This window comes from Nocardiopsis ganjiahuensis DSM 45031, assembly GCF_000341085.1.
GTDB classification, from domain to species: domain Bacteria; phylum Actinomycetota; class Actinomycetes; order Streptosporangiales; family Streptosporangiaceae; genus Nocardiopsis; species Nocardiopsis ganjiahuensis.
Genome location: NZ_ANBA01000006.1, coordinates 243,208 through 268,241 on the forward strand (window position 1 = coordinate 243,208; position 25,034 = coordinate 268,241).

Annotated in this window: 21 protein-coding genes; 13 read left to right on the plus strand and 8 right to left on the minus strand. The window is 70.7% G+C overall.

Annotation, left to right across the window (positions count from 1 at the left end; all coding sequences use genetic code 11):
- Positions 1 to 7 precede the first annotated feature (7 nt).
- Genes D458_RS0106445 through D458_RS33060 form a run of 6 tightly spaced genes read left to right on the plus strand, consistent with a single transcriptional unit; the run spans position 8 to position 6,955 of the window.
- Positions 8 to 1,003, plus strand: coding sequence for an LLM class flavin-dependent oxidoreductase (locus tag D458_RS0106445; RefSeq protein WP_017585902.1), 996 nt, complete (start codon positions 8 to 10; stop codon positions 1,001 to 1,003).
- A complete protein-coding gene (locus D458_RS0106450) occupies positions 996 to 1,613 on the plus strand; it encodes a flavoprotein (RefSeq protein WP_017585903.1) in 618 nt (205 codons plus the stop codon). Before D458_RS0106445 ends, D458_RS0106450 begins: the two co-directional genes overlap by 8 nt.
- Positions 1,607 to 2,560, plus strand: a complete 954-nt coding sequence (locus D458_RS0106455; protein ID WP_017585904.1) for an aminoglycoside phosphotransferase/kinase family protein — start codon at positions 1,607 to 1,609, stop codon at positions 2,558 to 2,560. Before D458_RS0106450 ends, D458_RS0106455 begins: the two co-directional genes overlap by 7 nt.
- Complete coding sequence (locus D458_RS0106460; protein WP_017585905.1) at positions 2,557 to 3,846, plus strand: M16 family metallopeptidase; 1,290 nt, start codon at positions 2,557 to 2,559, stop codon at positions 3,844 to 3,846. The genes D458_RS0106455 and D458_RS0106460 overlap by 4 nt, the downstream gene beginning before the upstream one ends.
- Positions 3,846 to 5,150, plus strand: a complete 1,305-nt coding sequence (locus D458_RS0106465) for a M16 family metallopeptidase (RefSeq protein ID WP_017585906.1) — start codon at positions 3,846 to 3,848, stop codon at positions 5,148 to 5,150. The genes D458_RS0106460 and D458_RS0106465 overlap by 1 nt, the downstream gene beginning before the upstream one ends.
- Positions 5,147 to 6,955 carry an ABC transporter ATP-binding protein gene (locus tag D458_RS33060; protein WP_017585907.1) on the plus strand — a complete coding sequence of 603 codons (1,809 nt, stop codon included), beginning with the start codon at positions 5,147 to 5,149 and terminating at the stop codon, positions 6,953 to 6,955. Before D458_RS0106465 ends, D458_RS33060 begins: the two co-directional genes overlap by 4 nt.
- A 349-nt stretch (positions 6,956 to 7,304) precedes the next feature.
- Here the strand turns inward: D458_RS33060 and D458_RS0106475 are convergent, their stop codons facing one another.
- A complete protein-coding gene (locus D458_RS0106475; protein WP_017585908.1) occupies positions 7,305 to 7,937 on the minus strand; it encodes a helix-turn-helix transcriptional regulator in 633 nt (210 codons plus the stop codon).
- A 281-nt stretch (positions 7,938 to 8,218) separates the two neighbouring features.
- Positions 8,219 to 8,422, minus strand: a complete 204-nt coding sequence (locus D458_RS0106480) for a hypothetical protein (protein ID WP_017585909.1) — start codon at positions 8,420 to 8,422, stop codon at positions 8,219 to 8,221.
- Positions 8,423 to 8,915: 493 nt separating this feature from the next.
- Between D458_RS0106480 and D458_RS33065 the strand changes: the two genes are divergently transcribed.
- A complete protein-coding gene (locus tag D458_RS33065) occupies positions 8,916 to 9,377 on the plus strand; it encodes a hypothetical protein (protein ID WP_040702206.1) in 462 nt (153 codons plus the stop codon).
- 148 nt (positions 9,378 to 9,525) lie between these two features.
- Positions 9,526 to 10,284 carry a hypothetical protein gene (locus D458_RS0106490; protein ID WP_017585911.1) on the plus strand — a complete coding sequence of 253 codons (759 nt, stop codon included), beginning with the start codon at positions 9,526 to 9,528 and terminating at the stop codon, positions 10,282 to 10,284.
- 126 nt (positions 10,285 to 10,410) lie between these two features.
- On the opposite strand, the gene D458_RS0106495 is transcribed toward D458_RS0106490, so the two are convergent.
- The 4 genes from D458_RS0106495 to D458_RS0106510 form a co-directional block, all read right to left on the minus strand.
- On the minus strand, positions 10,411 to 13,251 hold the full coding sequence (locus tag D458_RS0106495) for a sensor histidine kinase (RefSeq protein WP_017585912.1): 2,841 nt from the start codon (positions 13,249 to 13,251) through the stop codon (positions 10,411 to 10,413).
- A 158-nt stretch (positions 13,252 to 13,409) separates the two neighbouring features.
- Positions 13,410 to 14,261, minus strand: coding sequence for an ABC transporter permease (locus tag D458_RS0106500; RefSeq protein ID WP_017585913.1), 852 nt, complete (start codon positions 14,259 to 14,261; stop codon positions 13,410 to 13,412).
- Positions 14,262 to 14,358: 97 nt separating this feature from the next.
- Positions 14,359 to 15,363: an ABC transporter ATP-binding protein gene (locus D458_RS0106505; RefSeq protein ID WP_026119053.1), complete on the minus strand. Its 1,005-nt coding sequence runs from the start codon at positions 15,361 to 15,363 to the stop codon at positions 14,359 to 14,361.
- Between the two features lie 513 nt (positions 15,364 to 15,876).
- On the minus strand, positions 15,877 to 17,124 hold the full coding sequence (locus D458_RS0106510) for a DUF418 domain-containing protein (protein WP_051049608.1): 1,248 nt from the start codon (positions 17,122 to 17,124) through the stop codon (positions 15,877 to 15,879).
- A gap of 113 nt (positions 17,125 to 17,237) precedes the next feature.
- Between D458_RS0106510 and D458_RS33070 the strand changes: the two genes are divergently transcribed.
- From D458_RS33070 to D458_RS0106525, 3 genes are all read left to right on the plus strand, one after another.
- Complete coding sequence (locus D458_RS33070; RefSeq protein ID WP_017585916.1) at positions 17,238 to 18,620, plus strand: sensor histidine kinase; 1,383 nt, start codon at positions 17,238 to 17,240, stop codon at positions 18,618 to 18,620.
- A complete protein-coding gene (locus D458_RS0106520; protein ID WP_026119054.1) occupies positions 18,595 to 19,260 on the plus strand; it encodes a response regulator in 666 nt (221 codons plus the stop codon). The genes D458_RS33070 and D458_RS0106520 overlap by 26 nt, the downstream gene beginning before the upstream one ends.
- Positions 19,261 to 19,388: 128 nt before the next feature.
- The gene (locus D458_RS0106525; RefSeq protein ID WP_017585918.1) at positions 19,389 to 19,724 is read left to right on the plus strand and encodes a hypothetical protein; all 336 of its coding nucleotides are present in this window, start codon (positions 19,389 to 19,391) and stop codon (positions 19,722 to 19,724) included.
- A gap of 307 nt (positions 19,725 to 20,031) precedes the next feature.
- Here D458_RS0106525 and D458_RS0106530 read toward each other — a convergent pair whose 3' ends face one another.
- Entirely contained in the window at positions 20,032 to 20,631 is a 600-nt protein-coding gene (locus D458_RS0106530; RefSeq protein WP_017585919.1) for a TetR/AcrR family transcriptional regulator, read from the minus strand.
- A gap of 74 nt (positions 20,632 to 20,705) precedes the next feature.
- On the opposite strand from D458_RS0106530, the gene D458_RS0106535 reads away from it, so the two are divergent.
- Together D458_RS0106535 and D458_RS37860 are read left to right on the plus strand one after the other, a co-directional pair.
- Positions 20,706 to 21,932 (plus strand): alpha/beta hydrolase, encoded by a 1,227-nt coding sequence (locus tag D458_RS0106535; protein ID WP_017585920.1) that lies wholly within the window; start codon positions 20,706 to 20,708, stop codon positions 21,930 to 21,932.
- 111 nt (positions 21,933 to 22,043) lie between these two features.
- Positions 22,044 to 22,397 carry a hypothetical protein gene (locus tag D458_RS37860; protein WP_017585921.1) on the plus strand — a complete coding sequence of 118 codons (354 nt, stop codon included), beginning with the start codon at positions 22,044 to 22,046 and terminating at the stop codon, positions 22,395 to 22,397.
- Between the two features lie 90 nt (positions 22,398 to 22,487).
- Here the strand turns inward: D458_RS37860 and D458_RS0106545 are convergent, their stop codons facing one another.
- Positions 22,488 to 24,707, minus strand: coding sequence for a (Fe-S)-binding protein (locus tag D458_RS0106545; RefSeq protein WP_026119055.1), 2,220 nt, complete (start codon positions 24,705 to 24,707; stop codon positions 22,488 to 22,490).
- Positions 24,708 to 25,034 lie beyond the last annotated feature (327 nt).

The window sequence follows — 25,034 nt, forward strand, 5'->3', positions numbered from 1 at the left end:
AAACCACATGTCAGCCCGTGCACTGCTGAGCGTGATCCAGCCCCAACAGCCCCAGCGCCCCCAACAGGTCGAGCCGCTGGCCAAGCTGGTCCAGGAGACCCCGCTGTACCGCCTGTGGACGGGGCAGTCCCTGAACGCGGAGACCCACCAGGTGCTCGCCTACCTCGCCGGTCGCGGCTACCGGATCCCCACCGGGATCGGGGTGACCCTCGTTCCACTCCGGCACCCGTTCGACGCGGCCGTGCAGGCCCGCAGCCTCGGCAGGCTGACCGGGAAGCCGATCGTGGTCGGCTACGGCCCCGCCACACCGGGCCTGGTGGCCTCATTGCGCGGCGAGCCCTACGCGACGCCCGCGCGCACCTCGGCGGAGTACGCCCGCGCGGTCCGCGACCTCCTGGACGGCGGTCCGGTCGCCGAACGCACCAATGAGGCCTTTCACCTGGGCGAGGGGATAAGCCTGCAGCCCCTCACCCCGGAGCCCCGGGTCGAGGTCGGCATGGGCGTCCTGCGGCCCGGGATGGCACGCAAGGCCGGCGGGGCCGCCGACGTCGCCATCAGCTGGCTGACCCCGGCGAACTACGTGCGCGACACGATCATCCCCAAGCTCGCGGAGGGAGCCGAGCAGGCCGGGCGCGACCGGACCCCCCGGGTCGCCACCATGGTCCACGCGGCCGTCGCCCGCCCCGCGCGCGACCCCCGCAAGCTCGCCATGCTGGGAGCCGGAAGCCACCTCGGTCTTCCGCACTACACGGACATGCTGCGCCAGGCCGGGGTCCCCGCCTACCCGGACCGCCCGCAGGAGGGCGCCGCGGCCATCCTCGACAAGGGCGTCTACCTGTACGGGTCACCGGAGGAGATCGCCAAGGGCCTTCTGGAGTACGAGCAGGCCGGTGTCAGCGAGATCGTCCTCAACCCCGCGGGGGTGGTCAACACCGAGGGCGTCCGGGCCGCCGTCGCGGACGTCCGGGACATCGTGTCAGCGTGGGAGGAGACCCGTGTCTGAGTCGGTCCCCTCTCCGGACCTCTTCCCCGAGTTCGGAGCCGAACGCCTGCTGATCATCGGCACCGGCTCCATGGCCGCGGCGCATCTGCCCTCCTGGAGCACCTGGCTGGAGATGGGCTACCCCCACATCGACCGACGCCTGGTGCTGACCAGGAGCGCAACGAAGTTCGTGTCGCACGTCGCGCTCAACGCCATGGAGAAGCGGCCGGTGGAGCTGGACGTCTGGTCCGACGACCCGGCCGCGGGCCCCCTGCACGTGGACCTGGCCACCTGGCCCGACGCCGTCATCGTCTATCCCGCGACCTTCGACTTCCTCGCGCGGTTCGCGGTGGGGCTGGGTGACACGCCCGCGACCCTCGGGTTGCAGTGCACGTCGGCCGTGATCGGCCTCGCCCCCTCCCTACCGCCCGGCGCGGCGGACTCCGAGATCTACCGCAGGCACGTCCGAGCACTCGAAGAGCGCACCAACGTGACCCTGGTCACCCCTGTCCCAGGGCTCAGCGCGCACACCGGCAAGTTCGACGCCGCCGTCGCAGCCCCGCTCCAGGAGGTCATCGTCGAGGTCGAAAGGCTGCGCACCGAGCTGGCGGAGGTGCCCGAGCCGTGCTGACCAAGATCGTCGACGACTTCGGTACCGGTTACGTGCACACCACCGTGGTGCACACCGTCACGGACGGGTTCTTCTGGGTCCGCAGCAGCGGGATCGACCGGCCCCTGCCGATCGGTGCGCTGCCGGACCGGATCCGCCCCCTCCTGGCCTCGATCCAGGGACCCGTCACCTTCCAGCCGCACCAGGCCGTGCACACCCACGAGACCTGGCGGGTCTTTCCCGCCCCGGGCCCCAGTTCAGTGGCCAAACAGCTGCTTCTGCAGGAGGAGGGCACCTCCGGCACCGCGGATCTGCTGCAGTCGGCCGGGGCCGCCCTGGCCGAACTGCATGCGCACGTCGTTCCCGGACCGCCCGTCCTCCCTTCGCCCCAAGGGCCGGCCCGGTTGACGCGGTGGCTGGGCGGAAGCGCGCGGCACCGGGCGTCCGGGCGCCTGCGCGAGGAGGCCGTCCGTTTCCTGGGCGAATCCCGAATGCGCACGGCCCGGCTCTGGTGCGCCGACCTGCAGGGCGAGAACGTACGACTGTCCGGTGTCCTCCTGCACGGAGCACCGGGCCTCGGCCTGCTCATCCCCTCTGTGGAACCGGGGACCGGCGGTTCTTCGGCGGTACTGCTCACCGGAGAGGAGCTGACCACCGGTCCCGCCGAGTTCGACCTGGGCTGGATAGCGGGTGAGCTCGTCGAACACCGGGAGGTCTCCGCGGGCGACAGCCAGGAACAGCAGTCGCTGATCAACGCTCTTCTCACGGGTTACGGAGCCACCGCGGACCTGGACGCGGTCGCCCGGACCGCCGTGCTGCGCATGTTCGTCCACGTCCACGATTTCGCGACCTACGTGGGGTGGCACGAGTCCGTCCGCACCCATCTCGCGCTCCTGGCGGACGCCATCGATGCTGCCGACAGCGCGCTCCTGAAGCAGCCCCTGCGACCGAAGGACCGACGGCCATGACCGCGACAGCAACGGAACACAACCCCGCCCGCACTCTGGACAACGGCCTCCGTGTCCGCACGGTCCCGGTCGGGTCGGTCACCGCCGCGGGGGTCGCCCTGCACTACGGGGTCGGTTTCCGTTCGGACCCCGTCGCCTATCCCGGTATGGCTCACCTGGTGGAGCACCTCATGTTCCAGGGCGCGGGCTCCGGCGAGTCCGACCACTTCACCTGGGTCGAGGCCATGGGCGGGTTCTGCAACGCGTCCACCCGACAGGACTACACCGACTACTACACGATCGTCCCGTCGGACCACCTCGACGACGTCATGTCTCTGGAGGCCCGACGCATCAGGGAGCCCCGCGTCACCGAGGTGGGCCTGCGTACGCAGATCAACGTGATCGGTGAGGAGATCGAAGCCAAGTCGCGACGCCCCTACGGGCGCTTCCCGTGGCCACTCATCTCCCCCGTGCTGTTCGACGCCTACCCCAACGCCCACGACGGTTACGGGGACACCGGAGCCCTCGCCGAGGCCGGCCTGTCCGACTGCCTCGACTTCTTCCACCGGTTCTACACACCGTCCAACGCCGTCCTCACCATCAGCGGGGACATCGACCCCGAGCGAGCGCTCGACCTCGCCGAGACCCACTTCGGTTCGCTTCCCGCCCTGCCCGCGCCGGACACCGGAGTCGCGTGGGAACCGGTGCCCGACCGCCTGCGTACCGGCACCGCGTACGACCCCCTGGCCACCCGTCCCGGGTTCGCCCTCGGGTACCGGGCCCCGGACGCGTCGCTGTCCCTCACCCCGCACTTCGCGCTGTCCCTGGTGGCGGACATCCTCACCAGCGGGCCCGACCCCCTGCTCGCACGTGTGGCGCGCGAGCGGACCGGCGAGCCGGTCAGCGTCTCCGCCCGCAGCGGGCTGTTCGACTTCCTCGACGCGAGGGACCCCGACATGTGGATCCTCTCCGCGATCCACCCGGAGGAGGTCAGCGGCGACCTCGTCCTCGACCTCGTGGACACCGAGATCCGACGCCTGGCCGAGCACGGGGTCCACAGCCTCGACCTGGCCCGCGCCCGAGCCCGCAGGCTCGCTTCCTTCCACCGTAAAACCGACCAGTTGGGGGCCCGCACCCGCGTGGTGGGCCGCGGCGCGCTCCTCTTCGGCGACGGCGACCTGCCCCGCACCATCCACCGCGGTTTCACCGAGGCCACCGAGCAGGATGTCGCGGACGCAGCCCGGTGGCTGACCCGGGAGGGGCGCGCGCTGCTGCACCTCTCCCCCGAGGGAAAGGACACCCCCTGATGCGCCTGTCGGACCTGCACGAGCGCTCCCTGGCCAACGGCCTGCGCACCATCTGCATGCCCCATGGAGACGCTCCGTTGGCGGAGGTACGGCTGGTCGTCCCCGAACTGAGCGAGACCCCCCGTGCGCTCTTCGAGGCGCAGCTGCGCGCACACCTGGTGACCCTGCACGAGGGCGACCCCTCGGTCAGCCTCCCCGACCTGGAGCAGTCAGCCGTGATCCTGGGCGGCAGCGCCTCGCCCTGGGCCACCGTCCTCAGCGGAAGCTGCGGCGCGGACGACCTGCCCCGACTGCTGCGCTACCTGTCCGGCGCGGTCACGTACTCCGTGGTCTCCGCCGAGGCCACCGCCCGGGAGTACGAAACCTTCGCCGCACAGGCGTGCGCCTCGGCCGCCTACCCGCACGTTCTCGCGGTCGACGGCCTCTACCAGCACCTCTACGGGGAGCACGCCGCGGGCAATCGGGCCGGCACAGCCCGGTACGAAGCCACCGCCCCGAACGAGGACAGTTCCGTCGCCTCCTCCGGCGGCCTCGGTCCGCAGGAAGCCCTGCTCCTGGTCGTCGGTGGCAGCCTCGATCCGGCCGAGGTGTTCCGGCACGTCGAGGAACACTTCGGCGGTTGGGAGGGCTCCACTCCGGGGTGGGTGGTCCCCGAGGTGCCCGCGCTGCGCCCGGGCCCGCCCACCGTGATGGACGTCCCGGGCTCCTCTCGCGCCCATGTCCGGCTGCGCGCGGAGGCCGTTCCGCACGACCACGAGCTCTACGCGCCGCTCTTCCTGGCCCTGAACACGCTCAGCGGTGGCGCGGTCTCGACCCGGCTCACCCGCAACCTGCGCAACGAGAACGGCTACGTGTACGGCGCCAACGCGTTCATCGACTCCTTCCCCGGGGCGAATCTGATCGCGGTCGAGGCCGAGACGTCGATCACCACCGCCCACGAGGTCCTCGCCGGTATCGCGCAGGAGCTGCGCGGTATGGCAGACCACCCGCCCAGCGAGGAGGACTTCCAGGCCGCTCGGCGCTTCGCTGCCGGGTGCATGCGGACCCGGCTCACTTCGCAGGCCGAGGTGGCCTCGGCGTTGATCGATCTGGCCCTGAACGGTGCGGACCCCATGGAGCTGACCGAGTTCGGGGCCCTGCTCTCCCGGGTGACCTACGACGAGGTCGTGGACGTGGCGCGGGAGTACTTCGCCCCCGAGCGCTTCACCGGCGTGGTCTGCGGCGACGCCTCGCTCCTCGGTTCCCCGGCTCTGATCCCGAACCCCACGCCCGACAACGAACTGATCGAGAAGGTGGCCCTATGAACACCGAAGCACCGGACCCGCGAGTCGAACGGCCCGGGTTGAGACACCTGCTCCAGTACGCCCGCCCCTACAGTCTGACCTTGTGGACCGGGGGGCTGATCACCATCGTCGCGGCGCTGCTCACCCTCGCACAGCCGTTGGTGGCGAAGTTCTTCTTGGAGGACATGGCCTCTGGCGGACCGAATCTGGGCCTGGTGGTCCTGTTGGCCGCCCTGCTGCTGTTCGCGACCGTTCTCGCCGCCATCGGCAACTACCTGACCGAGCGCACGGCGGAGAACATCGTCTTCGGTGTCCGCCGGCAGATGGTCGAGCGAATCATGCGACTGCGCATGACGGTGCTCGATCGGAGCAGCCCTGGTGACCTGCTCTCCCGCGTGGTCTCGGATAGCAACCAGCTCCGCACCGCCACGACCAGGAACCTGGTCGACCTGGTCATCGGCCTGTTCCAGCTGGCGGGCATCCTGGTCCTCATGGCCTACCTGGACCTGGCCCTGCTGGGCCTGGTCCTGGCGGTGGTGGTCGTCGTCGGTATCGCCTTCGCCGCGATCGTGCCCAGGATCAAGCGGGCCAGCCTGCTCGTCCAGGAAGCGCTCGGCGAGATGGGCGGCACCCTGGAGCGCTCCATCACCTCGCTGCGAACGATCAAGGCCAGCGGCTCCGAGGGCCGCGAGATCGCGACCGTCAACGCGGCTTCCGGGAAGGCCCTGGACGAGGGCAAGCGGGCGGCCATCTGGTTCTCCGCGGGAAGCATGTCCACCGGTCTTCTGGTGCAGGTCTCGTTCCTGGTGATCCTCGGCGTGGGCGGCGCACGCGCCGCGGCGGGCGGACTGGACCTGGCCGTTTTGGTCGCGTTCCTGCTCTACCTCTTCTACCTGACCGGCCCGGCCACCCAGGTGACCAGCGCGGTGAGCGGTCTGCAGGCCGGCCTGGCCGCGCTGCACCGGATCCGTGAGGTGGAGGCCTACGAGTACGAGGAGAGCGCGTCCACGCAGGTCTCCCTGGCCAGCGCGGAGCTGGCCCGGCACCCGCGTCCGGTGTCGGTGTCCTTCCGCAACGTGCGCTTCGGGTACGACCCCGGCGGACCGCCGGTCTTCGACGAGCTCACCTTCGATGCCCCGGTCGGCAGTATGACCGCCGTCGTCGGCCCCTCCGCTGCGGGCAAGAGCACGATCTTCTCGCTCGTGGAGAGGTTCTACGACCCCCAGGCCGGGAGTGTTCGCCTCGACGGCCGGGACGTGGCCGAGTGGCCCCTAGCCGAGCTGCGGAACAGCATCGGCTACGTCGAGCAGGAAGCACCCGTGCTCTCCGGCACCCTGCGGGAGAACCTGCTCATGGCGGCCTCGGAGGCCTCCGAGGACGAGCTGCACGACGTCATCGAGCGCACGCGTCTGGGCACGCTGGTCAGCCGACTGGAGCAGGGTCTGGAAACCGAGGTCGGGCATCGCGGCGTCACCCTGTCCGGTGGCGAGCGCCAGCGCGTGGCCATCGCCCGGGCGCTGCTGCGCAAACCGCGGCTCCTCCTCCTGGACGAGGCGACCTCGCAGCTGGACTCGATCAACGAGCAGGCCCTGCAGGAGACCATCGAAGCCGTCTCCGCCGTCACCACCGTGATGGTCATCGCCCACCGCCTGTCCACCGTGCGCGACGCGGATCAGATCCTCGTCCTGGAACGCGGCTGTATCCGTTCCGCGGGCACCCATGAGGAGCTTCTTGCCGTGGATGATCTCTACATCGAGCTGTCGTCCCATCAGTTCGCCTCCCCGGCGTCCAGCACCCCCGCCCTGGAGACCGCCACCGGCCGGTGAGCCCTCAGCGTGCCCGACGAAGGGCGCCCGGTGGGGGAACGAGCTTCTCGTTCCCCCACCGGGCGCCCTTCGGTGTTCCCCGGACCGTCAACACACGATCCGGTGGCGTCCGGACCGACAGTGTGCGGCCCGGTGTCGCACACTCCGGGTCCGGGTGACCGGGCGGCCAGGGCCAGCAAGACGGCCGGAACAGGGTGGGCGGAGCGGGTGGAACAGGCGGACATGACAACGCGCACGCGGGATACGCGTGCGCGAGTGTCGTTACGGGGCGGGCCGGAGAAACGGGAAATCGCGGTGTCCGGGCGAGCTAGTTCGCCCGCCAATGTACGGCGTCCCCCGCGGAAAGGCGTCAGACCGCGGCCAGGGTGCGCTCCCCGTTCCGGACGGGGCCGCCCTGGCGTTGGGCGATCAGCTGGGAACGGCGCTGGCAACCGAACTTGCGGAGCAGGTTCGAGACGTGGAACTTCACCGCGCCCATGCTGAGGATCAGCTGGCCCGCGATCTGGGCGTTGGACATCCCCTGGACGAGGAGGTCCAGGACCTCGCGTTCGCGCCGGGTCAGCTGCTCCCCGAACAGTGGTTCGGTGGAACCGAAGTGTGCGCGTAGGACCGGGCGCATGTTCGCCATCCAACGGGCGGCGAAGGTCGGAGAGATCCATACGGCCCCGCCGAGCGCCTGCTCCACTGCGTGCGCGATGTTGCCGTCCAGGTCGTCACGGTCGACGATCGCGTTGGCCCCCCACTGGGTGACCTCCGCGAAACGGGGGTCGGATTCCCCGTTGAGGAGGACTACGGACTTCGGCCTCCGCTCCTCGAACGGTTGTCCCTCGGGCAGGGACATGCTCAGGGCGACGCCGCTGCCGAGCATGACGGCGTCGAACCGGTCGAGTGCGTCGGTGTCCAGATCATCCGACCCCTCCACCAGTTCGGTGGTGTGCCACCCCTTGGCCTCCAGTACGGACCGGATTCGGCGGGTCAGCAAGGCCCCTCCGAGACACAGGCCGATGCGGATCGTGTCCTTTTCATTCGGGTTCTCAGTGCTCATCCGTGTGGTCTCCCAGCTCGGGCGATGTACGGGAAAGATTCCAAACGCCGGTCGCACGACCATCACGCGGCGCGCACCGAAATCGGGGCGGGCATGGGAAGGAGCGAGCACCCGACTAGCACCGAAGGAACCCCTCCTAGCGGAGGGGTTCCTTCGGTGCTAGTCGGGTGCTCGCACCGGTGGCGGTGCCTACTTTTCCACCAATCACTCCGGTTCCGTCACGAGGCCGACTGCTGGACCTTGCCGCGCTGGCCGGAAACGCTCAGGATGGCGAATCCGAGAAGGGAAGCGGCCCCGACCAACGAGCCCCCCAGCCGGGCACCGGTGAACGGGTCGAGGAAAGCGACAGCGGAGCTGGCGGCAAGCAGGACGACGGACAGGACGATCAGGGACTTGTGAGCGGTGCTCTTCTTCTCGAACATGGTTCCTCACCTCTTCTTCGGTTCATCTGTGGGGAGGGGATCCCATGAGTCGAGGTAGCGGCTCCCGAAACCCCTGCCTGGTCATCCCTCCGTTTCGTATCCAACGGTTCCCCGGCCCGTTCACACCGCCGTCACACGAACGCAGAGTGTTCAGTTCCTCACTCGAGGCTTGACAGGGCCCGGAAGCGGTGGGGGCACCTGACATCGCGTGGAGCGCGGACGTTGGTCCCGCGCCGGGGGAGGCCGATGACCACTCGGAAGGATCTACCGGATTCCGCGGGAGGGTCACTCCGGACTGCGGATCCCGCACCGCGTGGCTAACCCGGGTGAGCTGCCCACTGGTCCACAAGAGTCATGCGCCCCAGGCCCTCTCGGACGTACCCTGGAAGTCCTCTCTCCCTGTGGGATCGGTTCCGTCGCGCCCGCGCCCACACCGCCCCGGCGCCGGGGTTACCGTCCTGTCCTGCGACGCCGTTGTCCCGGGAGGTGAGCGGTGGCCCACAGCCCTGGTGTGCGCGACCGGCTCCACGACCACGTCGCCCTGGACGAGATCGAGCTCTACGCTGAGGTCCTCATCGCCGTGGCCGACACCGACCACCCGCTCAGCCCCGCCGAGATCGACCGCGTCCTCGGCCTCACTTCCAGGTCCCTGCCGGACGACCCCCCGCAACCCCCTCCCCCCGGTGACACGGCCCCCGGCACGGCGCGCCCCGACGAAGGGGCCCCGCGCGTCCCCGACGAGGAGGCCCGGCGCGTCCCCGACCCCGCCGACGACGGCCCCGCCGCCCCCGGGGTCAGGATCGTCGGCCCCGTGCCCCCGGCCCGGAACGGCCACGACCCGACGACCGCCGGCCTCCCTCTCCACAACGCGCTCGCGGACAGCACCCGGGCCGCCCACTCACTGTGCGGACCGTTCCCGCCCCGGTTCATGCCCTGGCGCGCCTGGCACATCTGAGTCCCTTCCGTCCGGCCTCCGCCCCGGCCCCGCCGTGGAACGGCCTGATCCGGCCACTTCCTCCCCGCTCGGCGTGCACCCGTACTGGGTAGTACTCCTTCTGGACCCCACCGCCCCCAGAACGGCCAGCCGCCCCTCAGGAGCCGAGATGCAAGCAGGATCCGACAGGCCGGAACGCGAGGAAGAGCGCGCCCCCGCCGCCCGCCGCCCCGGTCGCCCCCGCTTCGACGACGGCGAGCCCGACAACGCACGCCGGGTCACCTTCGCCGTCGCCATCGTGGTGACCTTCCTCTTCCTCCTGATCACGGCGGGCGGACTCGGCTGGTTCCTCTCCAGCGGCGGACCTCTGTCCGGGGACGACTCGGCCGCTGGCTCCGGCGCGAACGACGGGTCGGAGGAGGCCGAGACGAGCACAGGATCGGAGCCCGCCGCCGGCGGAGAGGGCACCGTGACCGACTCCGGATCGGGACTCGCCTACGACCTGCCCGGCGAGGGCTGGGCCCGGCTCGGCGACGACCAGGTCCCGGCGGAGTACTCCTCGTACGCGGTGTACGGGTCAGCGGACGACCCGGACGCGATCATCGTCACCGGTACCGAGGACCTGGGTCCCCTGGAGCCCGTCGCGGTCTCCGGGGCGCGACTGGCCATGGACATGGTCGGCGGCCTGGTCACCGACAGCGGCGACGTGTGGGTCGAACCCTCCGGCCAGACCGACCTGGACGGCCTGCCCGCCTTCGGCGCCACCATGGGCAGCAACTCCGACGACGGCGAGAGCGGCTACGGCCGCTTCCTGGTGGTCGAGCTCACCGAGGACCGGGGGGCGTTCATGCTCGGTCTCAACACCGGCGGCGGCGACGAGGCCACCACGGGCATCGACGCCGCCTTCGATTCGGTCGGCACGATCTAGCCGGGCACCCCGGCCACCCGGGCGCCGTTCCTCCGACAGTGACACTCCCGGCGCAGGCCCCCCGGACGTTCCGCGGCGCCCCGGTCCAGGGCGCCGCGGAACAGGGCCGGGGCCCAGAGCGAGGGCTCAGAGCGGGATGATCGCGCGGAGCAGGAATCCGCCGTCCTTGGTCCGGGCCCTGGAAAGGGTTCCACCGCTCATGGCGACGCGCTCGGAGAGCCCGGCCAGCCCGTTGCCGTCACCCCGTCCGCCCTTCTCCTCCCGGGCGCTGTCGTTGTGGATCTCCACGACCAGCTGCCTCAGCCGGTCGCCGATCTCCCTGGTGAGCGTGAAGCTGATCTGGCACTCTTCGGCGTCGCTGTGCCGCATGACGTTCGTGCCGCCTTCACGCACCACCCAGGCGGCCAGCCCGGCCACCTTCGGCGGCAGTTCCAGACCGTCGAGGCCGGTGACCACGGTCCGGGTCCCCCCGGAGTCGAGGACCGCGGTGACCGCCTCCACCTCGCCCTCCAGGTCGACCTCCCGGTATCCGATGACGGCGGACCGCACCTGCTGGAGCGCCTGCCGGGCCAGCGCCTGGACCTCGGCGATCTCCGTGGACGCCCGCTCCGGGGCCCGGTCCACGAGCCGCCCGGCGAGCTGGGCCTTGACCGCGAGCGCGGAGAGGCTGTGCCCGAGCAGGTCGTGCATGTCGCGGGCGAAGCGGAGCCGCTCCTGGGTCACCGCCAACTGGGCCCGGGCCCGCTCTCCGGCGACCGCCTCACGGCTGATGTCCCACAGCCAGACCGTGCCGAACGTGCTGAGGACGAAGAACAGGGCGAAGACCACGGCGGCGAGCCAGAGCAGGCCGTAGGCGAGAGGGCTGATCCCCCCGGCCCGCTCGAAGAAGGTGGAGAAGGTCGGAAGCAGCGGCAGGGGCGAGAGCAGCAGGAGGACGGTGATGAGGACGCCGTCCCGGCGTGAGGCGAAGAAGATCCCGGTCCCCCACCAGGACCCGATCATGATCAGTGCCGCGGGCGGGGTGTTCAGGAACACCGCGCACAACAGCAGCAGCCCCACGGAGGACCAGAGGAGCTTCGGGCTCGGCTGCCGGTTGCCGTCCAGCCGCTCCCGGAGCAGGCCGATCAGCAGGACGGCGACCACCACGGAGATGGCGACACCGACCGCCGAACGCCACGGCGGCAGGTTCAGTCCGGGGCCGGCGACGAGGTCCGAGAGGGCCAGTGCGACCACCACCAGGCCGTTGAAGCCGATCATGGCCGTGATGATGCGCCGGGCGATCCGGACCCGGCGGTCGTCGGGCCGGTCCGTGGCCGGGTCGGAACCGGCGCCGGGATCCCCGGGCACGGCGCCGACCGGGACCGCGTTCGCCCGAACCACCGAGGTGCCCTCTGCGGGGCCCGCACCCGGCCGGTCAGCACCGGACCGTCGTGCGGCACGGGCCCCGGAAGAGCTCTGGGAGGGGGAGGCGGGCACGGAGGTTCCGCCTCCCGGCTGTCCGGGCACGGCGCTCGGGGGCCCGCCGGTCCCGTTCCCCCCGGCTCCCGGGGGAAGCGGACCGTCGGGCAGGGGGAGGACGGCTCTGAGCAGGAAGCCGCCGTCGTTGGTCCGGTCCGCCGACAGTGCGCCGCCTCCCTCGGAGATCCGCTCGGTCAGCCCGGCCAGGCCGCTGCCGGACTCCGCCCCCTCCGGTTCGTCGTCCCGGGCCCTGTCGTTGGCCACCTCCACGACCAGTTCCCGGTACCCCTCTCCCGGGTCGCCCACCACCGTGAAGGAGATGCGGCACCTCTGGGCGCGGCTGTGCCGCAGGACGTTGGTCCCGCCCTCCCGCACCACCCAGGCGGCCAGGGCCGCTGTGTCCGCCGGTAGGGTCAGACCCGCCAGACCGGTGACGGCGGCGGCGGTCCCGTTGGCCTCCAGGACCGCGCGGACCGAGCTCACCTCCGCCCCGAGGTCGATGTCCCGGTACCCCCGGACCATGGAGCGCACCTGTCTCAGCGTCGTCCGCGCCAGGTCGTGGACCTGGCCGATCTCCGCCTCGGCCCCCCGCGGGTCGGCCCGCACGAGCTCTCCGGCCCGCCGGGCACCGAGTTTCAGCGCGTCGAGCCTGTGCCCCAGCAGTTCCCTCATGTCGTTGGTGAAGCGGAGCCGCTCCCCGTCCACCGCCAGCTGCGCGCGGGCCTGCTGTCCGTCGGTCACCTGCCGGATCCCGTCCCACAGCCAGACGGTGTACAGGCACCCCATCCACAGGAAGGCCGACCACACGGCCATGATCAGGGTGAGCCCCAGCAGGTTGGGGTCGAACGCCGCCAAGGTGCTTCCGCCGCTGTTCCGAGCGGGGAGCACCGGGGTCTCCAGCGGGGAGAGGAGGGCGTTCAGCCACGGCAGGCCCACCAGAACGACGGTGAGGTGCGGGATCCGCTCCCTGGGTGTCAGAAAGGTGCCCAGCACCCAGGCGGTGGCGCAGAGGGAGAAGACGTTGGGGGTGTACCACGTGAAGAGGCACAGGACGAGGAAGAGGGAGGCCGCGTACCAGTAGAGCCGCCGCTCCGGGCTCTGCCGGCCGTCCAACCGTTCCCGGATCATCCGGAAGGCGGCCAGCGCGCACAGGATCGAGGCGACGAACATGACCAGGGATCGGACCAGGGCGAGCACCATGAGGTACCGGGGCCGGTCGGCCAGGATGTCCGAGGCGAGGGCCAAATCCGTCATGAGGTTGGCCCCGGCCAGGAACGGGATCAGGAACGCGAACACCGCCATGCTCACCAGGCAGAACTGCCGGGCTCTGCGGATCCTCCGCGCGAACCCCTTGCTCATCGCCGGCGGGGTGAGCTCCTCCGTGCCCCCGGTGTCGGGATCGGCGACGGGCGCCGAACCGGGCCCTGCCCCCGACCCGGGTACCGTCGGCGCCGCGGCTGCCGCGCGCTCACCGTGTTCCACCGTGTCCGCCTCCTCGGTCCCGCCCATGTCGTCTCCACGTTAGAGCGCCGGAAGGCGTCCGGAGCGTTGTCCACAGGCCTGTTCTCACCGAAGGCCCGATCTCCGCACGGAAAGGCCGGGAGGCCCCGTCCTGGGCGCTCCCGGCTCACTCACTCCACCGGGCACGGGCCGGATCGCCGTTGGCCCTAGGGCTGGCGGGGGTCCCACTTGAAGTAGCGGCGGACCAGCAGCGACAGGATCACGATCCAGGCGAGCATCACGCCGATGGAGGGCAGCGCGTTGGCCCACAGGGCCGCGGTGCCCAGCGCCTCGGCGCCCTCGTACCCGCCGAACACGTCGTAACCGCTGTAGCCGGCCTGGGCCATCTCGGACGCCGGGGCGACCGGGAGGAACTGGACGACCGTGCGGACCGGGTCGGGCAGCAGGTCGAGCGGGAAGAAGACCCCGCCGGTGAGCAGGAGCGCCATCATCGGGACGACCGAGAACATCTGGGCGGACTCGGCGTTGCGCACCAGGGGGGTGATCAGCAGACCCACCAGGGTCATGGCGACGGCACTCAGCAGCACCGCGACCATCAGCAGCACCGGGTCGGCCGGCATGGTGCCCGAGAGGGCGACGATCGCGCCGAGGATCAGCACGGCGAGTGCCAGGGTGAAGAGGACGACGACCAGCGTCATACCGCCGAAGATCGCCAGCTGCGGGACCCCGCTCACCCGGAGCCGTTTGAGGACCAGTGACTCACGGCGGGCGGCGAACACGTTGGAGGCGTGGCCGATCCCCAGCATCAGTCCGATGCTGACGAGGGCTGCGGCGAAGGTGAGGTCGCGGTTGGTGAACTCCCCGAGGACCTCCACGCTGGGTGTCGACATCAGCGGGAGGAAGAGGACCAGAGGGAGCACCAGGTACATCAGAGCGGTCTTGTAGCGCACGAAGAGGGTGAACTCGGTCCGGGCCAGGCGCAGTGTCTGCTTCAGCAGGCCGGGTGCGGTCCGCGCGGAGGCCTGCGCGGCCGGGGATCGGGTGGTGGTCGTGCTCATCGTGTCTCTCCTGGGTTCTGGGGCCGGGGTCGCGCGAAGGCGCGTGGTCCCGGCGGGTAAGAGGTGCTGGGGCCGGGCGGGTCGGCGGACCCGCCCCTCACTCCGTGATCAGGTCGGCGGCGCCGTCGGCGACCTGGAGGAACACGTCCTCCAGGGAGGCTCCGCGCACCTGGAGGTTCTGGAGGACGATCCCCTGCTCGGCGGACCAGGCGATCAGCGCGGCGACGGCGTGGTGGGCCCGCGCGGTGACGTCGCCGCCGGTGACCGTGTAGGTCGCCCACAGGTCCTGGTCGCGGCTCTCCACCTCGATCGCGGCCCCGTCCACGTCGGGCAGGTCGGCGGTGCGCACGTCGCTGGGGAGCAGGAAGCTCACCCGGTCGCCCCACCCGGCGAGGACCCCGGACAGGGTGCCCTCCACGCGGATCTCACCGCGGTGCATGATGGCGAGCCGGTCGGCGAGGCGCTCCGCCTCCTCCAGGTAGTGCGTGGTGAGCAGGATCGCGACCCCGCTCTCCTTGAGCTCGTTGATGATCTTCCAGGTCTCGTGCCGGGCCTCGGGGTCCATCCCGGTGGTCGGCTCGTCGAGGTAGAGGACCTCGGGGCGGGTCATCAGTGCCGACCCCAGGTCGAGGCGGCGCTTCTGCCCGCCGGAGAGCTGGCGGATGCGGAGCTTGCGCTTGTCCACGAGGTTGATCAGCCGGAGGACCTCGTCGACGTCGCGCGGGGAGGCGGCGAGGTCGCTGGTGAGTCGGAGGCTCTCCTCGACGCTGAGGTCCTCCAGCAGACCGCTGCCCTGGAGGACGGCGTTGACCCGGTCACGGATCACGGCGGGCTGGCCGAAGGGGTCCTGGCCGAAGACCCGGGCGGATCCGGAGCTGGGCCGCCGGAAGCCCTCCAGCGTCTCGATGGTGGTGGTCTTCCCGGCGCCGTTGGTGCCGAGGAGCGCGAAGAGCTCGCCGGGGCGGATCTCGAAGGAGACGCCCCTGACCGCCTCGAAGTCGCCGTAGCGCTGGTGCAGGTCGCGGACGACCACCGACGGTCCCGCGTTCGAAGTGGGGTCCTGTGTCGCTGCGGCCGGTCCGGTGTTCGCTGTCGTCGTCATACCCCCAGGGTCCCGTGAGCGGGGCCTCTGCCGACAGACGCCGCTGTCACCCGTCGCCCGTGCGCTTCACCCGGTGGTGGTGCTGACAAATGTCATCCCGGGGGCACGAAGGGGTGCGACCGCGCCCGTACGTGCCCCTTCGTCACCTCACGTGCGAGCGCGGTCGCTGCCGCCGGCCGGGGTCGCGCCCGTCCCCTCACTACTCACGTCGGGCGCGGCCCCTTGGCGGTTATCAATGTTCTACACGACTTTTCTCGGACATGCCGGGGAAATGCACCATTCTCCGACGGATCGAATACGCACCTTGACGCTGAGTTGGTTTCTTCTCAGGAAACATCGTCCTGAGGGGGATGGCTCCACCTCGACACGAGGCCAGAAAAAACCGCTTTGACCAGTGGTAACACTGACCCCAAAGGCCTCAGGCAACCCTCTTTCACAAACCCCCGAAGGGAGCGGAAAAGGCTTTCCCGCGGGACTGAAAACGGAAATCGGTTGCCGGGTAAACCGAGCCGGTCACGGGGTCCGCTCCGGAGCGGACCGGCGTTCAGGGACCAAAGACACCAATCGCGCCCCGGCCGTCTCCAAAGGCCCGCGGTCGAACCGGCGCAACCACAACCGCGCGCCGAGAACCAGCACGAGGGCGATCACCAGCCAGGCCCCGAGCACCCAGCCCTCCAGGGCGGTCCCCCCGACGCCCCTGGCCTCCAGGTACGAGGCGAGGCCCAGCCCCCAGCCGTAGAAGATCACCGATCCCAGCAGGTTCTGGAGGACGTAACAGGTCAGGGCGGTCCGTCCCACCGCGCTCAGGGACCGGACCACCTGCCCGCGCCTTCGGACCCGGTCCAGCAGCCACCCGGCCAGTCCGACGTAGCCCAGCATCAGCACGATGGCGAACCCGTACCTGTGGAGCTGGCCGAGCTCATGGACCTGCGAGCCCAGCACGCAGAGCGGCAGCCCCAGGCCGATACCCCAGCGCATCAGAGGCTTCCGGAGTTCGCGCCCGCGCTGGTCGTCGCCGAAGACGCCCGAACGGTAGAGCCGTACACCCAGCAGGAACAGGAAGAGGAAGGCGGGGAAGCTGACGAGGATCTCGATCCGGGTACCGAGGAAGCCCTCCCAGCGCGTGGCCACCTGTTCGAGGTATCCGCCCTCCAGGAAGACGGTTTCGCCCTCCTCGATCCCGCGCTGCCCCTGCGGGGTCGGCCGCCCCGGTTCGGTCAGGGCGAACAGCACCGAGACACCTGTGAAGAACACCGTGTGCACCGCCAGGGCCGACCACATCACCACCGAACGGACCCGCTCCGACCTCCGCAACAGCCAGATCACCACCAGACCGGTGACCGCGTACCCCATGAGGACGTCCCACGCGAACAGCAGCAGGGTGTGCAGCGCGCCCTCGACCAGCAGCAAGACCTGGCGCCACCGGTACCGGCCGGGCCAGGACCGCCCGTAGGCGGCGGCGGTACGGTGCTGGACCGCGAGACCCACGCCGAACATCATCGCGAGCATCGCCAGGAACTTGCCGTTGACCAGGGGGTCCAGCAGAGAGCGGAGGGCCCCGGACCCGTCCGGGCTCCCCGGGTGGAAGAGCCAGACGTTGGCGGCCAGGGTGCCGAGTACGGCCACGCCGCGCAGGACGTCCAGGAGCAGGAGCCGGGGTGGCGGGAGGGGAGCGGCGGGCCGTGCGGGAGGGGCCGGTGCGGGTTCGGATGGTCGCCGGAGAGGCAGTTCCCTGTTCGGGGGCGTCGGTGAGGTGTCCATACCGGGCAGCCTGCGGCCCGGCCCCGTCCGGGCGCGTCTGCCGAAAGGCAGAGCCCGACCCGTATGCCGTTCGGCAGACGAGCGGAGTGAGGCCTTGCCGCACCATGGAACGTATGAAGACATCGGGGCAGGGCGGGAAGGTGCTCGTCAGGGCGATCCGGCAGCGGTGGCGACGGCTGCCGGTGACTGTGTCGGACTCGGTGCTGACCGCGCTGTTGGCGGTCGCGCTGGTCTTCGCCTGGCCCCACGGCACGAACACGCTCCCCACCTGGGTCACGGGCCTGGTCCAGGTCCTGTGCTGCCTACCGCTGGTGTGGCGCCGCCGGTACCCGCTCCCCTCCGCGCTGGCCGTGGGTTCGGCGGTCCTCTTCCAGCATGTCGTGCTGGACGTCAGCGACCCGTTCACCATCTGGGTGGCCGCCTTCGCCGCCTGGTCCGCGGTCCGGCACGGGGCGCAGGTCGCCCTGGTCACCCCGCTGTCGGCGGTGTGGATCCTGCTGCTCTTCAACATCACGACCCACGGCCGGATGCTGGCCTGGGGGACCCTCACCCAGCAGCTGGTCCTCGGCCTCATGGGAGCCCTGCCCGCCTTGTTCGCTTACCTGATGCGGCTGCGGGCCGAACGGGCGGAGCAGCGGCGGCACGAGGTCCGCGACCGCGCCCAACGGGAGCGTGCGCGGGAGCGGGCCCGGATCGCCCGCGAGGTGCACGACATCGCCGGACACCACCTGAGCGCCATCCGGCTGCTCGCCGTGGGCGGCCGGGAGTCGCTGAAGAGGCCGGACTCGGACCCGGACGCGGTGCTGGCGGCGATCTCGGAGGCGTCGGGCCGAGCGGTCCGTGAGGTCCGGGAACTGCTGCGGCTGCTGCGCGAGGACAGACTCGACGAACCCGCTCCGCCGGGCGTACGCCTGGACGACGTCTCACTCCTGGTGTCGGCGCTGGACGGAACCGGGGTGGAGGCGGTCCTGGTCATGCCGCACGGGGTGAGCAACGGGGTGCCCGCCCGGGTGGAGGCGGACGCCTACCGCATCGTGCAGGAAGCCCTGGGCAACGTCCTGCGCCACTCCTCCGCCCGCCATGTGCACGTACACCTGCACCGACGCAACAGGGCTGCCGGAGACGTGCGGGAGCTCGTGGTGACGGTGGAGGACGACGGCTCCCCACCGCTCGGGAACCCGGAGGCGACCGGAACAGGACTGCGGGGGATGCGCGAGCGCGCCGAGGGTCTGGGCGGCCGTCTGGAGGCCGGGTTCCGTCCGGGGCGGGGCTGGCGGGTCCGGGCGTGGCTGCCGGTCTCCGAGTCCCTCGACGGGTGGCGGCCGGACGAGGACGGGCACGGGCCGGGCGGCACCGCAGCGGGGCCGACGGCCGACGTGGGGGCGCCGAACGCCGACGGGGGCCGTTCGGAACCGCCGCCGGCGGAGGGAACCCTTCTCGGCGGATCGACGAACGGGGAGGTGTCGGAGCGTGATCAGGGTGCTGCTGGCGGATGACCAGCCCGCCGCGCGTGAGGGGCTGAGGCTGCTCTTCGGGTCGGTGCCGGACGTGGAGGTGGTGGGTGTCGCCGCACACGGCCGCGAACTCGTGACGATGGCGCGGCGGCTGCGACCGGACGTGGTGTTCACCGACATCCGGATGCCGGGGATGGACGGGGTAACCGCGATGCGGGAGCTGGCCCGGATGGACCCGGTCCCGCCGACGGTCATGCTGACCACCTTCGACATCGACGAGTACCTGTTCGGGGCCCTCCAGGCCGGGGCGGTCGGGTTCCTGCTGAAGGAGAGCGAGCCGGAACTCTACGTCGAGGCGGTCCGTGCCGCGTACAAGGGGCAGGGGGTGATCGACCCGAAGGTGACGCCGCGGCTGGTGAACCGGTTCGCGCAGACCTCGCCCCGGACACCGCCGACCCGGGCAGCGGACCTGACCGAACGGGAACGCGAGGTGCTGCGGTTGGTCGCGATGGGCCACAGCAACGCGCGGATCGCGGAGGACCTCGGGATCGCGCCGGGGACCGCGAAGATCCACGTGACCCGGATCCTCACCAAGATCGGTGTGGAGAGCCGGGTGCAGGCCGCCGTGTACGCCTACCGCTACGGGCTGGCCACCTGGGCGGACACCTTCGAGGGGTCGTGACCCGGGCGAGCCGGACGGGGTGAGGGGCGCACCGGTTCGACAAAGCCGCGCAATAGCCGCGCGATAGCCGGGACGCGCACCATGGTTGCTGTCCGGAGCACCCCGTACCCCCGTTCACGGAGATCCCCATGCGCAAGCCCCTGCCTGCCCGAACCCTCGCCGCGGCCACCGCCCTGGCCGCCTCGTTGGCCCTCGCACTCGCGCCCGGCACCGCCGCCGCCGAGGACGACCGCTACGACTGCGTCGCCACCCCCGGCCTCCTGCTCAGGTCCGTCTCCTACACCTGCGAGACGGAGAGCGAGGACCTGCGCTGGCGGGTCGTCGGGCTGTGCACCCTGCCGTGGGGTTTCACCGGGGCTTCCTCCGACATCGTCCAGGGAAGCGGGACAGCCGTGATGACCTGCCCGAGCAACGTGCTCGGCGGCTCGGCGGTGCGCTCCCACCAGCTCAGCGTCCTGAGCTGAACTCCGGGGCCGGGCAGGCCCCCGTCGCGGACCGCGGGGCCGGATCTCCCGGCCCTCCCCGCCATCGGCACGCCTGGCCCCGTCCCCACCGGTCACTCCACGACGGTCACCCTGCTGCAGAGGAGGGCGCCGAAGCACAGGTCAGGACCGGCAGAGGGGACAACAGGAGGAGCAGGGCGGTCGTCGCCAGGAGTAAGCCGGTCTTCGGGGTTCGGGGAAGGCGCACGGGGTTCCTTTCGCAGGTTCGCTTCTCACGGACCCCTCCACCGTCGGCGGCGACCCTCTCACCGCCTTCACACGGTCGCTCTCAGCCGGTGATCGCGCGGACCACCGATTCGATCGCCGCCTGCTGGGGGGCCAGATCCGCGTCCTCCGGGAGGCGGGCGCAGGTGAGCCAGAGGCCGTCCACGAACACGATCAGCAGTTCCGCCAGCGCCGCGGGATCGTGGCCGGGGGCGAGTCCACCCTGTTCACGGGCGTACTCGAAGGCCCTGCGCAGATGTTCCCTGGTCCGGACGTCCAGCTCGGCCAGCACGTCGGCGAAGCCCGGATCGACGGCGGCGCGCGCGTAGAAGGCGGCCCAGATGCGCGCCTGCGCGCGGCGCCGTTCGTCGGTGGGCAGCAGGTCCAGGAGCACCTGCCGCAGGCCTTCGGTGAAGGTGAGGCCCTCGGGGCCGATGCGGAAGCGGCCGAACCGCGCGAACACCTCGTCGACGCTGGCCGCCAGCGCGAAGCGCAGGAGTTCGTCCTTGGAGGCGAACTCGCGCTGGACCGCGCCCACGGACAGTCCCGCCTCCGCGGCGACCAGCCGGACGCTGACCCCTTCCAGCCCGTCCCGGGCGGCGATGCGGTGGATCGCCTCGGCGACCTGACCTCGGCGGGTTTCCCTGTCTACGACCTTCGGCACCCGCTCATTCTGGCACACCCCCCGCGTTTTGATACAGTCGTATCGGTACGACCGTATCGAAAAGAGGTCCCCCCATGCCCGAGCCCGAGTTCGCTCCCCGCCCCCGCACCGCGCTCCTCGTCCTCTCCGGACTGCTCGCCCTGCCCGGCGTCGCGGCCACCGCGCTGGTCCTGCTGCCGCCCGTGTCCTGGAGCGCGTGGCAGTACGCGCTGCTGGCCCTGGAGTTCTCCCTGTTCCTCACCCTCCCGGCCGTCCTCGGCCTGGTCCTGGCGCTGTACGCGTACCGCTTCCGCCGCAGGGCCTCCCTCGCCCTCGCCGGACTCAACGCGGTCCTGCTGACCACCTCCCTGGTCCCCGCCGCGTCCCTGTGGTCGGCCGCCCGCGCCGAGGGGGCGACGCTCAGCCTGACCGAGTACACCGCCGGAACGGCCACCTCGGCCGACCGCGAACCGCTCACCGTGGAGTACGCGGAAGCGGACGGCGTACCGCTGGTCCTCGACGTCTGGGAACCCGCCGAGCCGTCCGACGAACCCCTGCCCGTGGTGGTGAACATCCACGGCGGTGCGGACGACCTGCCCCAGAGCCTGCTCCCCCGTTGGGACACCTGGCTGGCCGACGGCGGGGACCCCGCCACCGGGCCCTCCGGCGGCGGAGACGCCGACCCGCAGCGGCGCGTGGTGTTCGACGTGGACTACCGCTACTTCCCCGAAGACGACTGGGCGGCGCCGGTGCGCGACGTCCGCTGCGCCCTCGGCTGGGTGCGGGAGAACGCGGCCGGACACGGCGGCGACCCCGAGCGCATCGCCGTCAGCGGCCAGTCGGCCGGGGCCCTGCTGGCCCTGCTCGCCACCTACGGCGACGACCACCGGCCCAGCTGCGACACCGAGGTCCCCGAGGTCGACGCGGTGATCGCCTGGTACGCCGGGACCGATGTGACCGCCGACGCCGCCGCCTTCCCCCGGCGCCTGCTCGCTTCCCCGGTCAACGACGAACTCGTCGAACTGGAGGAGCGGATGATGGGCGGCTCCGTCGAGGAGGTACCGGAGGAGTACGCCGCGATGTCACCGATCCGCCTGGTCGGACCGGACACCCCGCCGACCCTGCTGCTCACCGCCGGCCACGACCTCTTCCTCAGCCCCGAGGACAACCGGCGCATGGCCGCCGAACTCGCCGAGCAGGGCGTCCCGTACCGCCACGTCGAACTGCCGTGGGCGGAGCACATGTACGACCTCAACTGGGGCGGCCTCGCCAGCCAGATCACCCGGCACTCCGTCGACGCGTTTCTCCGCGAGCACCACTGACCCCGTGGGCCGTACCGGGGGCGCCTTCGGAAAGGGCGGGGAAACCGCGCGGATAGCGGCGGGGACGACTCTGGTCAGGGAACAGCCCACCCCCGAACCCCGAGGAGAACCATGCGTTCTGTCCGCTCCACCACACGCCCCCTCGCCGCCCTGGCCGCAGCCGCGGTCGCGACCCTGGCCGTCGCCGCCGCCCCCGGCACCGCCCACGCGGCCGAGGACGACCGCATCTCCTGCGTCGCCACACCCAGCCCCATCGTCATCTTCCCGGGCATCGACTACACCTGCGAGACGCAGACCCCGGACATCAGCTGGTACGTCACCGGCCGATGCCTCTCCTACTTCCACGACGGCGGCTTCCCGGCCCGTTCCGCGACCGTCGAGGGCAGCGGAACCACCACCATCAGCTGCCCGACCGTCGGTCCGGCTGTCTACGGCCCGGTGGACACGGAGGTGGTCGTCCTCTGAGCGGACCGGCACCCCGTCGGACACACGAAAGGGGCGGGACACCTCTCGGCGTCCCGCCCCTCGCGTACCTCACCTCACGGGTGAGTGCGCCTAGGCGTCGGCGGTCTCCTTCTGCTCGCCGCCCTCGGCCGGGTTCTCACCCTTGACCGAACGGAGCAGCAGCTGGGAGACGTCGACGACCTCCAGCGACTCCTTGGCCTCGCCCGCGGACTTCTTCTCGTTGATCGCGTCACCGAGCATGACCTGGCAGAACGGGCACGCGGTGGAGACGGTGTCCGGGTTGGTGGTCAGCGCCTCGTCGACACGCTCGGTGTTGATGCGCTTGCCGATCCGCTCCTCCATCCACATGCGGGCACCGCCGGCGCCGCAGCAGAAGCCCCGCTCCTTGTGGCGGTGCATCTCCTGGGTCTTGATGCCGGGCACCTGCGCCATGATGTCGCGCGGAGGCGTGTACACCTTGTTGTGGCGGCCCAGGAAGCACGGGTCGTGGTAGGTGATGTTCTCGTCGATCGAGTTCACCGGGGTCAGCTGACCCTCCTCGACCAGCTTGGCCAGCAGCTGGCTGTGGTGGATGACCTCGTAGGTGCCACCCAGCTGCGGGTACTCCTTGGCCAGCGTGTTGAAGCAGTGCGGGCAGCTGGCCACGATCTTCGTGACGCCGGCCTCGTTGAGCGTCTCCACGTTCTGCTGGGCCAGCATCTGGAAGACGTACTCCATGCCCAGGCGGCGAGCCGGGTCACCGGTGCAGGCCTCCATGCCGCCCAGGACGGCGAACTTGACGCCCGCGATGTCCAGCAGCTCGGCGATGGCCTTCGTGGTCTTCTTGGCGCGGTCCTCCAGGGCGCCGGCGCAGCCGACCCAGAAGAGGTACTCGGTGTCCTCGGGCATCTTGTCCTCGACGACCGTGACCTCGACCGGGTTCTCCTGGGAGGCGAGTTCCCCGATCCAGTCCATGCGCCGGTCCTCGGCCATGCCCCACGGGTTGCCCTTGTTCTCAAGGTTCTTGAGCAGGGTGTTGGCCTCGGACGGGAAGTTGGACTCGACCATGACCTGGTAGCGGCGCATGTCCAGGATGTGGTCGATGTGCTCGATGTCGACCGGGCACTGCTCGACGCACGCACCGCAGTTGGTGCAGGCCCACAGCTCGTCGGGGTGGATGACGCCACCCTCCTCCTCGGTGCCGACCAGCGGCCTGTTGAGGAGGGCGAGGACGTCGACGCCCGCGTGGCTGTTGTCGGGGGCCTCGGCGAGGGTCTCCTCGGTGATGCCCTTGAGGAGGTACGGGGCCTTCTCGTAGGTGTGCTTCTGAAGGTCGAGGATGACCTTCTTCGGCGAGAGCGGCTTACCGGTGTTCCAGGCGGGGCACTGCGACTGGCAGCGACCGCACTCGGTGCAGCTGCTGAAGTCGAGGAGGCCCTTCCAGGTGAAGTCCTCGAGCTTGCCCGCACCGAAGGGGTCCTCGTCCGGGTCGGCCTCCTCGAAGTCGAGGGGCTTCTTCCCGGAGGCGTCCATCATCTGCTTGGCGCCGCCCAGGGTCGGCGTGCCGTCGGCGTTGCGCTTGAAGAAGATGTTGAACGGCGCCACGAAGCGGTGCCAGCCGATACCCATGGTGAGGTTGAAGTACAGCACCACGAAGAACGCGTAGCTGATGACCAGCTTGAACGCGGCGACCAGCGCGATGGCGGGCTCGGCCACGGCGGCGTCGGTCGGCATGATCGCGCCGAAGGCGTGCGAGACCGGGGTCGCCCAGACCGGGAACGGGAAGTCCTCGATGCCGACCTTGAGGCCGCGGATCACGAAGATCGAGATCAGCAGGGCCCACAGGTAGGCCTCGACGTAGTAAGCGGTCCACGTCCTGGAGTTGTAGAAGCGGGACTGCTTGCCCTTGCGGCCGGGGCCGTTCAGCAGGCGGTAGACCGTGAGGCCGATGATGCCCAGGAGGCTGGCCGCGGCGATGATCTCGATGGCCAGGCCGTAGACGGCCCAGTCGTAGATCAGCGGCAGCTTGAAGTGCGGGTTGAAGACCTCGCCCTGGGCCTCGACGACCGTGAAGAACAGCAGCGGGAACGAGACCATCACGAACCAGTGGGCCACGCCGACCCACGGCCGCTTGAGCATCCTCGTGTGTCCGAGGATCTCGATGAGCGTCATCGTGAGCCGCTTGCCCAGAGACTCCGTGCGCTCCGGCTCCACCGGGCGGCCCACACTCACCGTTCGCCAGATCTGGTATCCACCCAGGGCGAACAAGGCAAGCGCGACCACGGCGAAGACCGAGGTGATGATGCCCAGCGTCAAGTACAGAGGATGCATCGTCCGTGGCCTCCCATCCTGCTTGTGTCATCCGGTGCGCCACACACCGGTGGTCCATATACATGTTACTAGCGAGTAATAGCACGACTGCCATCGACCCTCGGCCTCACCGGACCGAGCCCCGCACGGCCGGGCTGCGGGGCCCTTCCGCGCGAGCGCGCGACTGCCAACCGTAGTCAGCCCCAGCGCAACAGAATCACGCGGGTACACCCGAGTCGCCGCCGAACACACCACTCACCTCTATGTAAGCGGACAACGGAGCGAAGAGGGACCGCCAGGGCATCGGTGGGAGCACCAGTCGTGTCACGACGCGCCGACCCCGAACCG

Bases quoted from the DNA above. Each gene is read 5' to 3' on its own strand.
- D458_RS0106445 (WP_017585902.1), top strand. From the start codon at position 8: ATGTCAGCCCGTGCACTGCTGAGCGTGATCCAGCCCCAACAGCCCCAG.
- D458_RS0106460 (WP_017585905.1), top strand. From the start codon at position 2,557: ATGACCGCGACAGCAACGGAACACAACCCCGCCCGCACTCTGGACAAC.
- D458_RS0106465 (WP_017585906.1), top strand. From the start codon at position 3,846: ATGCGCCTGTCGGACCTGCACGAGCGCTCCCTGGCCAACGGCCTGCGC.
- D458_RS33060 (WP_017585907.1), top strand. From the start codon at position 5,147: ATGAACACCGAAGCACCGGACCCGCGAGTCGAACGGCCCGGGTTGAGA.
- D458_RS0106480 (WP_017585909.1), bottom strand. From the start codon at position 8,422: ATGTTCGAGAAGAAGAGCACCGCTCACAAGTCCCTGATCGTCCTGTCC.
- D458_RS0106490 (WP_017585911.1), top strand. From the start codon at position 9,526: ATGCAAGCAGGATCCGACAGGCCGGAACGCGAGGAAGAGCGCGCCCCC.
- D458_RS0106495 (WP_017585912.1), bottom strand. From the start codon at position 13,251: ATGGGCGGGACCGAGGAGGCGGACACGGTGGAACACGGTGAGCGCGCG.
- D458_RS0106500 (WP_017585913.1), bottom strand. From the start codon at position 14,261: ATGAGCACGACCACCACCCGATCCCCGGCCGCGCAGGCCTCCGCGCGG.
- D458_RS0106505 (WP_026119053.1), bottom strand. From the start codon at position 15,363: ATGACGACGACAGCGAACACCGGACCGGCCGCAGCGACACAGGACCCC.
- D458_RS0106510 (WP_051049608.1), bottom strand. From the start codon at position 17,124: ATGGACACCTCACCGACGCCCCCGAACAGGGAACTGCCTCTCCGGCGA.
- D458_RS33070 (WP_017585916.1), top strand. From the start codon at position 17,238: ATGAAGACATCGGGGCAGGGCGGGAAGGTGCTCGTCAGGGCGATCCGG.
- D458_RS0106525 (WP_017585918.1), top strand. From the start codon at position 19,389: ATGCGCAAGCCCCTGCCTGCCCGAACCCTCGCCGCGGCCACCGCCCTG.
- D458_RS0106535 (WP_017585920.1), top strand. From the start codon at position 20,706: ATGCCCGAGCCCGAGTTCGCTCCCCGCCCCCGCACCGCGCTCCTCGTC.
- D458_RS37860 (WP_017585921.1), top strand. From the start codon at position 22,044: ATGCGTTCTGTCCGCTCCACCACACGCCCCCTCGCCGCCCTGGCCGCA.
- D458_RS0106545 (WP_026119055.1), bottom strand. From the start codon at position 24,707: ATGCATCCTCTGTACTTGACGCTGGGCATCATCACCTCGGTCTTCGCC.